This is a genomic window from Peribacillus sp. NPDC097264 (assembly GCF_050277925.1).
Taxonomy (GTDB): domain Bacteria; phylum Bacillota; class Bacilli; order Bacillales; family DSM-1321; genus Peribacillus.
The window spans coordinates 38912-55400 of sequence record NZ_JBNNSR010000002.1 but is presented as its reverse complement, the minus strand read 5'-3'; the positions used below and the strand labels follow the sequence as shown (position 1 = coordinate 55400).

Sequence of the window (16489 nt, the reverse complement as noted above, 5' to 3'; positions counted from 1 at the left end):
GAAGAACAGGAAAATAAAAACCAGAAAAGTTGCTTGGTTTTTTGAAAAAATTCAGGAATTGCATGTCCAGGATCCATGTTATTCCACATCGCTACGTCTCTATCTAAATACCGAATTAAGAGAGTGATGGTTGGTTGATGATTTACGCTTCAGTCAGCTTCATTCAGAGAATCCTCTTCATGATCTTTATCCACACTATTAAAATCTTTTACTGTTGCTCTCAAAAACTCTTGTACTTCCCATATTTGTATGCCCAATGATTTAACTTCCACTATTAGTTCGATCCATTCTACATCAAGGTTTTTTCCTATCACCTATCTATATCCCCCCATATGTAATTCTTGATCCCTGGTTATAGAATAATTTTCATTAATCTGCTAACAAGAAAAATACAATAATTTCCTTTGGAAGGATATCATTAATTTTATTAGGAATAAAGTCCTAATGTTTTTTTTGATTATTTCAAACAATAACATTCTGCAAGTCAGCCAGGATTAATGGAAAATGATTAGATAAGTAATGAAAAAACCTGATGTATCGAGATCTAATTTGGAATTATTACTTGAAAAGGGTATATCAGGTGTCGATCACATTAAGAATACCCCTCTAACCGTTTTAGAACATTTAACCAAAAAAAATGCTGAATTTTACAAGGAATATTTAGAGGAAGAAATTATCAGTGTGGAAAATGCCGTGAAGAAAAAACGTTCTTTAGAATGCCGTGGCTAGGAATATTAATGCGATTAAGTCTCTCTTCAACTACATTACTACGGAATCTGAAGATGAAGAAACGGGTGAATGATACTTCTATCGTAATGTTTTCAGCAAAATTAAAGTACATAAAAAAGATGAAGACTCAACTAACCGACGTGCTGCAATTACTGGAACTTATGTTTTCTGTTCTGCTCACATTATCAATCGATAGCTTAAGTTGTTCTTGGTCTACTTGATATATATTTAAAATCACTTATCAAATCTATAAATTTAATAGCCAGTTTCTCATTACTAGATTATAAATACGCACAAAAAGGTTGATATACTTCGGACACTCTTGATTATTTCTAACCAGAGGACTTAATATATCAACCCTATTCTCAATGTGACGTTCTAGGAGTTTTAGTATTCGCTGGGATGTTGATTTTACTAAGGTTAAAGAATCCTGTGAAATAATACTTGTCTTTATCTCCTATTAATATGAATCTTTAAATAGTGTACTTATAACTATTGAAATATATGTATATCAAACTAGAAAGCAATACAAAAAGTTACGATCATATTTTCATTACTTTTAGTTTTTTTAATATTTTGGAAGAAATGCTTGTTTTCTGCTTAGATTAATTATTGAAAAAGAATAGTATCTATTACTTCAGTCTTTTATGGACCTTATACCAATGCCTTTTAACTTGACTACGAATTAAGCTATGGCTCGGTAATTGACTCATCTTTCTATGGGCTTTGTAAGCATAAGAAACGAAATTACCGTAACCTTGGTAGCGATGCCCTAAATGAGTATATAAATTATAAAGTTCCTTTTTAGGCCCTGGAAGGTTCGTAGCTAATGATATTCGTTTACTTGTTTTTGCTTTTCTATATGCTCTAGAATAATATTTAAATAAGCTTTTTTCTCTAATCCTAGTAATTTTTCCGTTTGTTACAAAACCTAAATAATCAAGTGTAGAAGGTTCTAGTTGCTCATTTAATACCTCACCATTTTTATAAAGACGAATTTCTGTTTTCTCATCTTGGATATTAAGCCCATCTTCTTTATAGTTATTAACTATATCTAATAACTCATCTCTTATTGAATGGAATTTATCTGTATCCTGATTTGATATTGGAATAACTAAAATGAGATCGTCACAATATCTTCTATATAAAGCGTTTTTATATTTGCTTTTTGTCCACTCCACTATTTCTTTATCAAAGTTTATAAGGTGGACATTCGAACATACTGCACTCATTCCAGATCCCTGTGGTATTCCATATTGTTTTTTATTCACATGTAAATGTTCTTTTTTAAACTCTCTAAATTCATGCGGCTCCATAATTTTAGGTAATCGCATTTTTTTCAATTTTTTTACTCCGTATTTACTTTTTAAAAAATCATCTACATCAAATTTATTAACATATGTATATTTGGTTAGGTTTCTATAAACCTTGTGCCAATCATCTGATAAGCTCTCAACATTTAGAACGCGTTTTATATTTTGTTTCAATGTTTTATGTGAGATATTATCAAAGAAGCTTGTAAAATCCATTGAAATGATAACCGCACTCTGTTGTTTCATTAAATGTTCAAATACTTCGAATGCGAAATCCATACTATTTTTACCTTTTTTATTATTTCGATATGCAATACCATTTTCATCTATTCCATTATTCTCAGCATATTTATTATATGCTTCGTTCAATAAATCTCCGTAGTACTTATAAATATAGCTATCTTTATGTGCTGCATAGAAAATTTCACGGACTTTATCTTTCTTCTTTTTCCCTTTGCTTTTCTTCCCTTGACCGTCTATTTCTGTAATAGTCACATATTTTTTGAAAACTATCTCAAAGTGAAGAGACGGCAAAAAAGCATATGAAGAAACCCATGTACTATCTTGGATTTTAGACTTCATATGTTCTATTTTTATACGTTCATCAAAATGTAGATAATTCTTTTGTTTATACTTTGACCAATCAACTTTAGAAGAGCTAGGGAGGCTATGTAATTGTTGTGGCCCCTTACACTGTTTCATAACAGTACAACCTCCTAGCATAATGTTTTGGGATTTATTCAAAATGAATAAATTGCCCGTTGACCACTTTACTTCGCTTTGTTATAAGCGAAAGTCTTTAAAACATTCAATTATAATTACATTATGGAGGTAATTACAACTGTGATAAGTTTGACTGACTTGCCAGATTTGCAACTCTTTGTACAATATCTAGAAATCATTTGGTTGCTTGGGAAGGTTCTTAACGTTAAGAAGCTTGACAAGCGTGAAACTTATCTCTCTCGTAACCATTTTTACGAGACTATTAGATTATATAATTTATACCACATTAAGTCAATTTTTCCTATTATAATCCCATTAAAATTACTAACTTTGTTGTATTAACTCATATTCTATCAATAGAATATTTCTCTTCAGACCCACGTTAAAATTTATGATTACTATCTTTAAACCAAGATACCTACGGTTAACCTATAAATATACAGCATATTGATGATTTACGGGCTATGCTCTGCTAAATATCAAAGATTTTCGCAGTGACCACTTTCTTCTTGAATGATAGCTATTCTTTTTTAGGATTAGAATATATCCTTATCATGAGCGATACACCATAATCCGCTTTGCGTTCTGCGTCACGATTAGTTATAATGCTTTCTAGCATTGTTTTGCGATCCACTTCAGTACGTTCCGCTGCTAATAACGGCGATAAGCAATCCTGCAATATAAATGCCTGAAGCCATGCTTTACCCGTCCTGCTTGTTAAATTCCCCTCCTTTTTACAAACTCTATTTACTATTTTCTTACAGAGTCTAGTTCAAGAATAATACAGTCATAAGGGAATTTCTCCTTTACTAATCGTTCCATTTCCGCTGTTAAGTAAGCAGGAATGGGCATTATGCGATATTTGAATCACTTTATGATTCCAAAATGTTACACTAATACATTGCAACCTTCCCTTAGTCTCAACCCTATATGTCTATGCAATAAAATCGCGTCACGAATGTTATTCGAAAGATAAAGGGGCATATTTATACAAACTAATTTTGTGAAAAGCTACTGTCCTCCTCAAAAGACACCTAATATCAATGAGTCCTGGAGCAGGATTCGTAAAAGACGCCGTATAACGGCATTTTCTTTGACTATATTTCGAACATACAAAAATAATAAAACCCTAAATTCGTCCGAAAATGGTCAGATTTAGGGTTACTTTTAGTACTATAATAGTTCCTCTTTATTGAGAGCGATTCGTACTTACTGATTAAGTTCCATCTCCTTTTTCAACCGGTCCACAAAATGCTCATTGATATAATCCCGTACAAATTTATCATTTTTCTCCAAATCGATGTCTTTCCTGAAAAAGCCTACCCTCTTAAGACGTTGAAGTTTGCATGCAATTTGCATGCGAAAATCATCTTTTTAATTCGTAATTAAATTGGTGTGTTTTGTAGATTAAGTAATTTATTTATTTGTTAATCAGTGTTCGTTTGATTTTAAGTAGAAAGCAGAAATAAGAGTAGATAAAAAGTAAAGATTATTAAGGTTGTTGATAATCTCATATAGGTTATTTATTATAAAACTCTTAGAATGTTGTACTATGGAAATCAGAGATAAGGGGTGGAATCGATTTCTTTTGGCAGACAGTAGCCTGGAAATTTGAGCACTTGAGCAAATAAAGTCTATGGAAAAGTTGGTCAAGGAAGAGTTTCCATTTAAAAAGAAACATCGAAAAACGGTTAAACGTTTGACGGTATAGGATGAATACTCGCGCCATGAAAAAGGGGAATTGGATTTGCTACGGTACGTGGGCTTTACTGATACCAATATAAATGCTCCGGTTGTGTCACCAATATAAACGGCTATGGAATTGAAGAGAAAAATATTACACTCTAAAAAATAAGAACTGATGGACATAGTCGAATTGAGAAAATAGGCCCCAGAAGACCTAATTGACAATTGGTATTTTTTGTAATAGTATAGGGCTAAAAAATATGAATGTTAAGAAGGGGTGTATCATGTCCTCAAAAATTCTAATTACATCACCATACTCTCAGATGACTAAAGTCATAAAAGAACTTTCTGCAGAGTTGGAAATTCCTCTTATTATTGTTGAAGGAACGATGAAAGAGGCCGCATTAAAGGTAAAGCAGATTGTTGAAGGAGATCCATCAATAGAAGTCATCATTAGCCGTGCAGGAACATTTGTGGAGATTAGTAGATTAGAGATCAATCGCCCACTAATTCATTGTGAAAATAGTGATTTTGATATTTTAGAAGCTTTATGGAATGCGAAAAAGATGGGAAGTAATATAGGGTTTTTAGGATTTCAAGACAAGCGTTTTCCATATAATTTATCTATGTTAAGCGAAATAATGGGGGTTCCAATTCAATTGTACCCATATAATAGTTGGCCTGAATTAGTGCGACAGGTTGAAAAAGCTTCTGTTTTTGGTATAGATGTATTAGTTGGTGGGGGAATAGGAGCCATGGAAATTATTAAGAAGAAAAAAATGAAAGGGCTCCATGTGACTACAAATCGTAGGACATTACAAAGAAGTATCTTTCTAGCGAAGGATATTGCAGAATACCGAACTGAAGCAAGGGAGAAAGCAAAGGAACTAAACTCGATTATAAATATATCATGGGAAGCCATTATCGTAATAAATAACTCAGCAAGGATTACATATTTTAATTCTGCTGCTGAAACCATACTTAAAACTCCCTCGATAAATGTAATAGGTATGTTAGTAAAGGATTTATCAATAAATAGTCCTTTATATCAAGTTTTACAGGAAGAATCAAAGGGAATAGTTTCGATTTTTGAACGAAAGTATTTGATTGAGAAGTTAGAAATTGAAAGTGATAACAATGTGATAGGAAAGGTGTATACATTAAAAGAAATAAACAAAATCCAACAATTGGAAAATAATATTAGAGGGGAACTCTATAAAAAAGGTCTTGTTACTAAGCATGGGTTTAAAGATATTTTGTACAAAAACGCCAAAGTAGAAAAACTGATATTAAAGGCTAAAATATATTCACAGACTGATTCAACAATTTTAATTACCGGAGAGAGTGGGACGGGTAAAGAATTATTTGCACAGGGAATTCATGATGGCAGTACACGGAGTAATGACGCGTTTGTGGCTGTGAATTGTGCCTCAATTACTGATTCGCTCCTTGAAAGTGAATTATTTGGGTATTCTGATGGGGCATTTACGGGTGCAAAAAAAGGAGGGAAGCCTGGTTTTTTTGAATTGGCACATGGTGGAACTATCTTTCTTGATGAGATAGGGGAAATTTCCATGAAGATTCAAGCAATGTTACTTCGAGTACTACAAGAAAAAGAAATAATGCGTGTCGGTGGAGATCGGTTAATCCCTATTGACGTGAGGGTTGTTGCTGCAACTAATAAAAATCTGTGGGAAAATGTCCAGAATGGATTATTTAGAGAGGATTTGTTCTTTCGACTTAATGTATTAAGGTTACAGTTACCGCCACTACGTGAAAGAAAAGACGATTTACCATTGTTAATAAATCATCTATTACAGCAAAATAAAGTAGTGGATTTAAAATGGAATAATTTTCCGTTAAGATTAAAAGAGTTTTTCCTTAATTATAGCTGGCCTGGAAATATAAGGCAACTTAAAAATGTAGTAGAACGCCTTTCCTTAAATTTAAATCCTAATTTAACTTTAAATGAACTTATTGAAGAAATTTCATACGAAAACACAATGGTTTCAACAGAAAGAGATGAAAAAGTAATTCTACGTCCGGAATATGATTCGGGTTCTATAGTGGTACCTATAGGAAGCTTAAAAGAAATGGAGAGTGAAATTATAAAAAATTTGATGCAAATGCATGGAAATAACCGTACATTAGTTGCAGAAATGTTAGGAATAAGCCGTACAACATTATGGAAAAAAGTTAAAGAATATTAGTTTGTGAAATGGTTTGTCGGTTCATTAAAAAAATTTGATTTGCAATATAAGAATGAAAAAATATTAAATGTTTAAATAGTGAATGTTTTTTGTTCACTTTTTTAACATCTATTGTTCACTTTTTGGAAATGAATTTTCGGGAAATTCTCAAACTAAAAGTAAAAACGTTAATTGTATTTATTTTTTTATCCCACTAATGCTGAACTTTTGCTTAATTTCCATCATAACTGTGGGAATTCTTTGAGTGTTGGCACAGAACATGCATATATAGTTTTAAACAGATTTAAGAAAGAAGGTGATTCCATTTTAGAGAAATGGATAGAGGAAGTAAGAACGAACGATCAATTCAGCTTTTCCGATAACACCATTCATTCAGCAAAAAGGTGTCTACTTGATACTCTGTCCTTAATCATAAAGGGATCTACTTACCCTAACATGCAACCCTTATCGAAGGTGCTTGTTGGTACACAGAGCAAACAATCATCCGGGTATGGTATTGGATTTGGAAATTTAGAGTCATCAGACGCAGCTTTGTATAATGGAACTGCTGCCCATTCCATTGAGTTGGATGATTTTTATCGGGAAGGTTCGGTACATCCTGGTGTGGTGGTTATACCAACTGCTTTAGCTTGTGGGCAAGAGATGAATACTAGTGGAGATAATCTGCTAAAAAGTATAATTATCGGCTATGAAATTATGTCAAGGGTGGGGATAGCTGCAAAGGGCACGTTATACAATAGAGGCTTTCATCCTACTTCCATATGTGGTGTGTATGGTTCTGCTGCCACTTCCTCATTTTTGTATGCGCTTTCAGAAAGTGAAACTAAAATGGCTCTTGGAATATCAGGAAATTTCTCTTTTGGACTAATGGCTTATAAGTCAAACGGTGCCTGGACGAAACGATTAAATGCAGGATGGGCCGCAAAAAGTGGTATCATGGCTTCAAAATTAGCATCGAATGGTTTTATTGGACCGGATAATATTATTGAAGGTAGGTATGGTTATCAGCAGGCTTTTTGCGAGGAGTTTGATGCTAGTCCTTTTAAAGAGAAACAAATAAAGAACTTTATAATCGATGTAATTAGTTTTAAGCCGTATTCTTCTTGTAGATTTACTCATTCCCCGATTGATGCCACGCTTTCTCTAATTGACCAACACAAGATTGAAATTCATGAGATTGAAAAAATAGAAATATTTACACATAAGACTGCCATAGAGGCAACTATGAGACCAAAGGAAAGAAAATATCGACCGTCAACTACGGTTGACGCCCAGTTCAGCATACCATACTGTTTGGGTTTAGCTATCAAGCATAAAAATGTCTTACCTGAGATGTTTGAGAGTAATAGACTTCAAGATAAAGAGATATTGAATATCGCTAATAAAGTTTTAGCATTCGAAGATAAAAAATATACAGAACTGTTTCCTCAACATAATGCTTGTAAAGTTATCATTCATGCGAAAAAAGAAATATTTGAAGTAGAAGTAACTGATTCAAGGGGAGATCCAGAATTTCCATTATCTGATGATGAAGTAATACGTAAGTTTAGGAGTTTAACAGAGAATATATTAAGTAAGGTAAATCAAGATAAAATCATAGAGTCTGTTTGGTCAATTAATGAAATAAACGACATCAATGAATTTACTAAATACTTAAAATGTTAAGGTGGTTAGGTAAATGAATAATATAGATATTACAGATGAAATGGAAATCACTAACAAAATAACAGACATTATTTTAAACTCTCAGGAAAGGGAATATAGCCCTGATGTCACCCAACAATTTAAGAGAGCTTTTATGGATTATATATGTTCGGCTATTACGGGTTCGAGCGAACCAGCAGCCCAGCAACTTTTTAATTATCTATCGAGTATTGAGAAGGGTGGAGATTGCACAGTCATTGGTCATTCGAGTAAACTATCTCCTCCAAGCGCAGCCTTTATAAATGGGACAAGTGCACACAGTTTAGATTTTGATGATGGTCATACACAAGGCTCGATTCATCTTGGCGGAGTAGTATTCCCAGCGGTTTTAGCGGTCGGGGAGCAATATGGATCTAGTCCAAAAGAGATGATTAAGGCTGTCATTACTGGATATGAAATAGGTGGACGCTTAGCCGCTGCACTTCATCCACATGTGTGGCAGAGAGGATTTCATAATACGCCTGTCATTGGAATATTTGGTGCTGTCGCTTCTGTAAGCACTTTATTAAAAAGCAATAAAACGGAAATATTAAATGCCTTAGGGCAAGCAGGTAGTTTTTCTGGAGGATTATTCGAATTTTTAGGTGAAGGGGCAGATGTTAAAAGACTCCACCCAGGTAAGGCAGCAAGGGATGCCATTATATGTGTAGAGTTAGCCCGAAGAAATATTACAGGACCGCATAAAGTATTTGAAGGAAAAAACGGATTTCTTAAGGCATTCGCTAATAACCAAATCAACATGGAGAGGTTATTCCAAGAAACTGGGTCAGAACCTGAAATCCTTAATATATATTTCAAGCCATATCCATGCTGCAGGCACCTACATGGTCCTATTGATGCTGTGAAAATTATCAAGAAACGCCATAAGATAGATTTAAACCAAATTTCTGAAATTGAAGTGAGTACGTATAAGGTTGCTTCTAAACATAGTCATTATCAAACGAAAACGTTGTTGGATGCGCAAATGAGTATTCCGTGTGCTGTTTCTTTAGCCTTGGTATATGAGGATGTCACAATCGGAACATTTCAAAAAGAAGATGTAAATGCAGCTGATGTTCAATCGATTCTAAAAAAGGTTCGAGTTCGTATTAATGAAAAGTGTGAAGAAATATATCCTAGACATCGTTCTTCCAATTTAACGATTACACTAAAGAATGGTGAAAGGATAACTGAATTTGTAGTAGACCCAATAGGGGAAAGTCATACCCCACTAAGTAATCAGGAATTAGAAAAAAAGTTTAAAAATAACAGTACTCAGTTCATCCCAGAAAAAAGGATTGAGGAAATTATTGCAGCTATTTGGAATTTTGAACATTTAAGCGATTTAGAAGCGTTTTATAACCTGTATAGAGGGGAGAATAATACTTGAAAAATATTCTGAAAATTCGGTATTATCTATCGTGGGTTGCTAGCCTGACCATATCAGTTTTCTTGTTTTATACTGCAGGATTTGGACAAATGTCTCCGATGATACAAAGGGTATTTCCTTTGCTTTTGGTATGTGTAATTACATTTTGTGCTTTTCCGCTTGTAAAGTCCAAAGAAAAAACGAAAAAGTGGCATTATATCCTGGATGCAATTTTCTTGTTCTTTAGTACCTTTTCATTACTATATGTCATGTTCAATGAAAATGAAATAGCCCTTCGAATCGGTGGTGCAACTACAAATACGGACTTTATTGTAAGTTTGATTGGAACAATCGTGGTCATTGAACTTTGTAGGAGAACGACCAGTGCACTGCTTGCGGGTCTTTCCATCTTGTTTTTGGTTTATGTTTTCTTCGGTCCTTATTTTCCAGGAATGTTTGGTCATTCCGGATTTAATCTAGAGACGACCTCCATATATATGTTCTTAGGACAGGATGGGATATTTGGGAGCGCATTAAGTTCCATGGTTACATTCATTTTCATCTTTATTCTTTTTGGTGCGGTTTTGGAAATTACTGGAGCAGGTAAATACATGATTGATCTTGCACTTGCGATAACAGGAAGGATGACCGGTGGTCCTGCCATCACCGCAATTCTCGCTAGTAGTTTATTTGGATCCATGTCTGGGAGCCCAGTAGCAAATGTATCTGGGACAGGAACCCTGACCATACCTTTAATGAAAAAAACTGGCTTTTCAGCTAATTATGCTGGTGCAGTTGAGGCTGTAGCCTCAACCGGTGGACAATTTATGCCACCTATTATGGGGTCTGCTGCCTTTTTAATGGCAGAAATGCTAGGAATGGCTTATATCGATATTGCTATAAGTGCAATTATTCCCGCCTTACTCTATTATCTATGTCTCTACTTATCTGTTTATTTGAAAGCACGTAAGAATGGTTTTGTAGGTTTACCAAAAGAGGAATTGCCCAAAATTAGGAATGTTATAAAAGAGGGAGGTCATGTACTCCTTCCAATTCTGGTTTTAGTCTATTTATTAGTCGCAGGCTTTTCACCAGGATATTCTGCATTCTATACAATTATTGCGACTGTCATATTAAGTTTAATTAAAAAATCTACTAGAAAGCCTTTTAAAGATTATGTTGAAAGCTTTGTAAGTGCAGCTAGACAATCCGTCCCTATTTTTAGTGCATTAGCCTGTGTAGGAATAATAGTTGGAAGTATATCGTTAACAGGTCTCGGAGTCAAGTTTTCAATACTTGTTGTTGCTGCTGCTGGGCAATCCCTATTATTGGCTCTGATCTTTGTAGCTTTAGCATGCATTGTATTAGGAATGGGTTTACCACCTATAGCAGGTTACCTGTTAGTCGTTGTGATCGCTGGTTCTGCGGTTGCTGAATTAGGAGCAAATCTATTTGCGGCTCATATGTTTATCTTCTTCTTTGCTTCTAGCGCAGTAATCACTCCTCCTGTTGCACTTGCTGCTTTTGTTGCTGCTGGTATATCTGGTGGAAATGCCATGAAAACAGGATTTATTGCAGTTAGACTAGGGATTGTCGCCTTCATTATCCCATTTATGTTCGTATTTTCCCCTGAGCTCTTGTTAATTGGAAACAATGCTATGGATACTGTATTAGCAGTTGTTTCAGCCGTACTAGGTGTTTCGTTATTATCAGTTTCAATGGAGGGGTTTGTTATAACAAAAGTACCAATATGGTTGAGAATTGTTGGAATGATGGGTGGACTTCTTCTGATTATACCAGGCGTTACTACAGATGTAATTGGATTGGTGCTACTACTATCGGTGTTTATTCAACAGTTAGCTTGGAGTAGGCTAAAAGATAAAGAAATTACTCCGATTTCTAAAAGTGAATATTTTTAAAGAATCGATTAAATCAACTTGATTGATTAGTACATGTAAGTGTTAATCAGAAAGAAGGAGAGTCATTCAATATATAAATTGATGAGGGGGATGGGTTTTGAATATTAAATTTCTAGCAAGATTAATGGTGCTACTATCAGCCTTTACTTTAATTTTAACAGGGTGTTCTTCGAACTCTGATCAGGCAGGCACCTCAGAAAAAAAGAACGAACGTGTATTCCTTAATGTGACAACTGGTTCTAATACTGCATCGGTATATGCATTTTCCTCAAGCATTTCAAAACTGATAGCAGAACATAATCCAGAAATTAATTTAACTGTTCAGGCTTCTGGTGGAGGGAAAGAAAACTTAAGTCGTCTTATCGAAAAAAAAGCAGACATAGGGGTTGTCTATGGGCCAGAAATTGAAACAGCAATCAACGGATTAAATGAGTATGAGGGTAAAGCAGACCAGTATAAGCAAATTAAAGGGATCTTTGCCTGGCCGTATGCTGCCGTCCAATTAATCGTGAGGGAGGACTCAGGAATAAATTCCATAGAAGATTTAATAGGAAAGAAAATTGCGATTGGTGCACCAGGTAGTACAGGAGCAACGTATGTTTGGCCATATGTTTTACCGGAATTCGGTATGACAAAAAAGAACTCAGATTGGCAGTATTTAAATCAAACAGCTGCAGCAGAAGCCTTGGGGGATGGTGCAATTGATGCAATAACTGCTTTGTCGTCTGCTAGGGTAGGAGCGATAGAAACTCTGTCTTTGACACGGAAAATAAAAATGATCGCTGTACCAGAACCACAAAGAAAAAATGTTATCAAAAACGGAATAGGACTTCTTGAAGCTGAACAAGACCCTAAATTATATGGAAAAAATCAAATAAATGACAGTGCTATTCCTACAATTGGTTTGTCTGGAACATTTGTTGTACGGGAAGATGTACCAGAAGAAGTTGTATATAACATAACGAAAACTCTTTTTGAAAATTTAGATGATTTCCACAAATCCCATTCATCTGCAAAGGACATTACATTGGAAAAAGCGCTGGATGATATGGCCGTTCCTTTACATCCCGGTGCTGAAAAATATTTTAAGGAAAAAGGATTAATCAAGTGAAAATCAATTTGTTAATCGATTCAAAAAAGAATAGGAGTGGTAAAAATGGATTTTCAATTAACTGATGAACAAAAAGAGATTCAAAAATGGTCTAAGGATTTAGCGAAAGATAAGTTTGCGGAAAAAGCGTATACATGGAATAAAACTGGTGAAGTCCCCCTCAAGAATATGGAAATTCTAGCGGAACACGGCTTGTTAGGTATGACTATATCAGAGGAAGATGGAGGGCAAGGAAGAACGTTGTTTGATGCAATGCTAGTAATGGAAGAGATTGCTAAGGTTTGCCCTCATACGGCGGATATGTTTCAGATCGGTAACTTTGGTGCAATTAAACAGGTAGCTGCGTATGGTTCTCAAGAACTAAAAGAACGGGTACTTCCTCCTGTTCTGTCTGGAAAAAAATTGATTTCCATAGGTATGACTGAACCTAATGCAGGATCGGCAACAACTGATTTACAAACCACAGCGAGAATTGATGGTGATAAAGTCATCATAAATGGATCGAAAATTTTTAATACTCATGGACCATCTAATTCATTTTATGTAGTTTGGGTGCGTTTTGGGAAAGGAGTTAAGAGTTCAGGAGCGATACTGGTGGAACGTGACGCACCAGGGTTCACAAGAGGAAAAACTGAAAGACACATGTCTGGAGAAGAGCATTGTACTCTTCACTTTGAAGATTGTGAAGTGCCGGTTGGTAATATTTTAGTTCCAGAAGATGGTTTTAGAAAGTTATTTACAATGTTCAACGTTGAACGTATTGGCAATACGACCAGATCACTGGCTTTAGCCCAATCGGCATTTGACATGGCTGTCAAACACGTTAAAGTCCGGGAGCAATTTGGCCATCCCTTAGCAGAATTTCAAGGTACACAATGGAAAATTGCAGAAATGAAAATGAAATTAGAAGCTTCAAGGTTATTATTATATCGAGCAGCCACTAATGCAGACAATGGGGCACCGGTACCAATTGAAACTTCCATTGCAAAAGCATATATAAACGTTGCTGCATTTGAAGTTGCTCATGAAGCCTTACAGTTATTTGGGGGATATGGCTATTCCACTGATTATCCACTGGAGTACATTTTCCGAAAAGTGAGGGGTTGGATGATTGCAGGCGGAACACCAGAAATGTTAAAAAATAAAATTGCTGAAGATGTACTTCAATCGAAGTTCAGTCAAAGAAAAGTTGGAGTGGGGGTTTAAACTTATGAAAAATCCAGAAATTGAGGTAAAGGATCAAGTAGGGAAAAAAGATAATTACTTTTTAATGGAATTTGAAGGCAGTCAACTTCTTGAAGAATTTGCCTTGCCTGTAGTAAAAGGAAAACTGGCATTCGATAAACAGCAGGCCATCGAGATTGCAAAAGGTTTAGGATTTCCGATTGTTCTTAAAGGTATGTCTCGGGAGATAGTCCATAAAACGGAAGCTGATATTGTTAAATTAAATATACTTGATGAAGTAGAGTTAGTTGAAAAATTCAACGAAATTGTTAAAAACATAAAAATCCATGATCAAAATGCACATCTAGAGGGCATATTGGTCCAAAAAATGGTCCCGAAAGGTTTGGAATTAATTGTTGGAATCAAAAAGGATTTAGTATTTGGACATCAACTGATTATTGGTATGGGTGGTATTTTTGTTGAAGTATTAAAAGACTTTTCCATGAAAATGATGCCTGTCAGTGATTTAGAAGTGGAAAAAATGGTGTTAAATCTAAAAGGATTTCCATTATTGAACGGCTTTCGTGGAGGAGCCAAGATAAATATGAATGCCCTGAAGTCGTTGGTCAGAGGTCTTAACAAGTTGATTATAGCAAGACCAGATATTATGGAGATGGATTTAAACCCTGTCATTTTTCATGACGAAAAAGCAACAGTCTGTGACGTTCGTGTTTTATTAGATCAATCTGAAATAAAGCAAAACAATAGTCGGAAATCTCTGGAACACATCGAAAAAATGATTAACCCTTGTTCAATTGCTGTAGTAGGGGCATCATCGAATAATAAGAAAAATGGTGGGAGACTGTTTCAATATATTGTCGAAAATGGTTATACCGGAAATTTATTTCCTATCAATATTAATACAAGTGAAATTATGGGTTATAAAGCCTATTCGAGTTTAATCGATGTACCCGACGAAATTGACTTAGCATGTATTATCGTCTCAGCTGAGATGGTTCCCGATGTTCTAGAAGAATGTTTAGTAAAGGATGTCAAGATGGCTATAATCCACTCATCAGGGTTTGCGGAAACAGGGGAGGAAGGAAGGGCACTACAAGAGCGGATAAAGGAGATTGCACATAGAGGGAATATGCGTTTGTTAGGTCCAAATTCAATGGGAATAGCAAGCCCTTCTATAAATGTATATACTGCATTTGGATCGGCATTAGAGGCAAAAAATAAACCCTTAGGAAACATTGGATTTGTATCTCAGAGCGGAGCTATGGGAAGCGCATTATTGAGCAGAGCCTGGGAACAGGGGGCAGGTTTTAGTAGATGGGTTAGTGTTGCCAATGAAGCCGATTTGAATATTTCCGAATTCATTAATATATTAGCTGAAGATGAATTAACGAAGGTGATTTCCGTTTTCATGGAAGGCATTCAAAACGCTGAAGAGTTTAAAGAAGCTGCGACCAAGGCTTTGCATAATAAAAAACCGGTACTTATCTATAAAACCGGTAAATCTCAGGTAGGTCAGAGAGCCGTTCAATCACATACAGGATCGATTGCAGGGGATGATGAGATTTATTCTGAAGCATTTAAAAAGCTTGGAGTGTTAAGAGTGGATAGCATTGAAGAATTAATCGATGTATCACGTGCTTTCGAAATTCAGCCTATTCCGGAAGGAAATAGGGTTGGTGTCATTACGGCGTCTGGAGGAGCATGTAGTGTGGTGGCTGATTTATGTGCTGAATATGGATTAAGTGTTCCAATATTAGGAGAAACATCTAATGCTATAAAACGAGTCATTCCATCCTTTGGGTCAGCGCAGAATCCAGTCGACGTTACGGCTGAAGTCCTTGCAAAACCAGAAATTTTCAAAACTGTTTTGGAGGCTCTTGTAAATGATAGAAACTTAGATGGGTTAATCGTAATGTTGACATCTAATGCAGACCCAGGAGCTATTATTATAGCCAAAGCCATTTTAGAAGTTTTTAAGAAGTACGATAAACCTGTCATAGTAGGTAGATTAGGTGCAAACTCCATAGCTCCAAATGCAATGGCCTTTTACCAAGATGAGAAGTTTCCTGTATATCCTACTCCTGAAAAAGCAGTGTCTACTATGCATTATTTGGTTAAATATAACGAATTTTTAAACACTTAAAGATAGTTATAAATTTATATCACATTGGTATGTTAAAAGTTTGCGTTATAGGCTTTTAAAAAATAAAACTCAGCAGTATGGAGGACACTTAAAGTCCCTTAAGAGCAAAAAAGGTATAATGCCTCGTAATCTGAGGGAATTATACCTTTTTTGCTGTTTATATGAATGGACTTATATTATATTTAGTTGCTTCGATGATAACCTTTTGGATGAAATAGATAAGTTAAGTTACATTTCTTACGAAATATCATATTTTGACGTTTGAAGGTTCAAAATATGGTATGCCGTTAAAATCTCGTTTCTTATTTGAGAGTTCCGATCTCTTTACCCGCTTTATTATTCAACCAACGGAGCATCTTTTCATCATTCTTATTGTCACGTCAACAGGGATCTGGCGAATGACAGAAACATTGAAATC

At 35.2% G+C, this 16489-nt stretch carries 11 protein-coding genes; 8 read left to right on the top strand and 3 right to left on the bottom strand.

The annotated features are described in order from the left end of the window. Nucleotides 1-149 precede the first annotated feature (149 nt). On the bottom strand, nucleotides 150-314 hold the full coding sequence (locus tag ACQKL0_RS02965) for an anti-repressor SinI family protein (protein ID WP_427686146.1): 165 nt from the start codon (nucleotides 312-314) through the stop codon (nucleotides 150-152). Between the two features lie 205 nt (nucleotides 315-519). Here ACQKL0_RS02965 and ACQKL0_RS02960 point away from each other — a divergent pair, with 205 nt between their 5' ends. Then, on the top strand, nucleotides 520-729 hold the full coding sequence (locus ACQKL0_RS02960) for a hypothetical protein (protein WP_427686144.1): 210 nt from the start codon (nucleotides 520-522) through the stop codon (nucleotides 727-729). A gap of 632 nt (nucleotides 730-1361) precedes the next feature. Here the strand turns inward: ACQKL0_RS02960 and ACQKL0_RS02955 are convergent. Together ACQKL0_RS02955 and ACQKL0_RS02950 are read right to left on the bottom strand one after the other, a co-directional pair. Beyond that, on the bottom strand, nucleotides 1362-2744 hold the full coding sequence (locus ACQKL0_RS02955) for a reverse transcriptase domain-containing protein (protein WP_427686142.1): 1383 nt from the start codon (nucleotides 2742-2744) through the stop codon (nucleotides 1362-1364). A 1230-nt stretch (nucleotides 2745-3974) separates the two neighbouring features. Then, on the bottom strand, nucleotides 3975-4124 hold the full coding sequence (locus tag ACQKL0_RS02950; protein WP_427686140.1) for a hypothetical protein: 150 nt from the start codon (nucleotides 4122-4124) through the stop codon (nucleotides 3975-3977). A gap of 611 nt (nucleotides 4125-4735) precedes the next feature. Between ACQKL0_RS02950 and ACQKL0_RS02945 the strand changes: the two genes are divergently transcribed. From ACQKL0_RS02945 to ACQKL0_RS02915, 7 genes are all read left to right on the top strand, one after another. Next, nucleotides 4736-6661 (top strand): sigma 54-interacting transcriptional regulator, encoded by a 1926-nt coding sequence (locus tag ACQKL0_RS02945; protein WP_427686138.1) that lies wholly within the window; start codon nucleotides 4736-4738, stop codon nucleotides 6659-6661. A gap of 240 nt (nucleotides 6662-6901) precedes the next feature. Then, the gene (locus ACQKL0_RS02940; protein ID WP_427686136.1) at nucleotides 6902-8326 is read left to right on the top strand and encodes an MmgE/PrpD family protein; all 1425 of its coding nucleotides are present in this window, start codon (nucleotides 6902-6904) and stop codon (nucleotides 8324-8326) included. 13 nt (nucleotides 8327-8339) lie between these two features. Beyond that, nucleotides 8340-9734 (top strand): MmgE/PrpD family protein, encoded by a 1395-nt coding sequence (locus ACQKL0_RS02935; protein WP_427686134.1) that lies wholly within the window; start codon nucleotides 8340-8342, stop codon nucleotides 9732-9734. Then, the gene (locus ACQKL0_RS02930) at nucleotides 9731-11632 is read left to right on the top strand and encodes a TRAP transporter permease (protein ID WP_427686132.1); all 1902 of its coding nucleotides are present in this window, start codon (nucleotides 9731-9733) and stop codon (nucleotides 11630-11632) included. The genes ACQKL0_RS02935 and ACQKL0_RS02930 overlap by 4 nt, the downstream gene beginning before the upstream one ends. 97 nt (nucleotides 11633-11729) lie before the next feature. Beyond that, a complete protein-coding gene (locus ACQKL0_RS02925) occupies nucleotides 11730-12743 on the top strand; it encodes a TAXI family TRAP transporter solute-binding subunit (RefSeq protein WP_427686130.1) in 1014 nt (337 codons plus the stop codon). Nucleotides 12744-12788: 45 nt separating this feature from the next. After that, entirely contained in the window at nucleotides 12789-13949 is a 1161-nt protein-coding gene (locus tag ACQKL0_RS02920) for an acyl-CoA dehydrogenase family protein (protein ID WP_427686128.1), read from the top strand. A 4-nt stretch (nucleotides 13950-13953) separates the two neighbouring features. Then, entirely contained in the window at nucleotides 13954-16071 is a 2118-nt protein-coding gene (locus tag ACQKL0_RS02915; RefSeq protein WP_427686126.1) for an acetate--CoA ligase family protein, read from the top strand. Nucleotides 16072-16489 lie beyond the last annotated feature (418 nt).